1 protein-coding gene is annotated in these 279 nt (G+C 51.6%); it reads right to left on the bottom strand.

The features are described 5' to 3' along the window. Positions 1-79: 79 nt before the first annotated feature. Positions 80-205 (bottom strand): hypothetical protein, encoded by a 126-nt coding sequence (locus EN853_RS35255; protein ID WP_004440843.1) that lies wholly within the window; start codon positions 203-205, stop codon positions 80-82. Positions 206-279 lie beyond the last annotated feature (74 nt).

Raw genomic sequence — 279 nt, 5'->3', positions numbered from 1 at the left:
GAGCGGGGTGTTGGAAAGCAAGGTCTGCTTCGTCCCCGGGAGTGGGCCAAGTGGCCCGCGCCTTTAAAACTGGCGGCGCTCACGGTCCCTTGGTTTCGTTTTCCTTCTTCGCCTGATCATGATGCCATTTGATGGCGAAGAACATGCCCGTTCCCAATACGAGAATTTTGAACGGCAAGAAGACGATAGGGAAGAAGTCCCACATTTCAGATATTCCAGCTATGACGTGACGATATATTTCTTAGGAATATTAGCTCAAAACCGCTGCGTCCGACACCG

The organism is Mesorhizobium sp. M1C.F.Ca.ET.210.01.1.1, assembly GCF_004791585.1.
Classification (GTDB): Bacteria; Pseudomonadota; Alphaproteobacteria; order Rhizobiales; family Rhizobiaceae; genus Mesorhizobium.
This window is presented reverse-complemented; position numbering and strand designations above follow the sequence as displayed.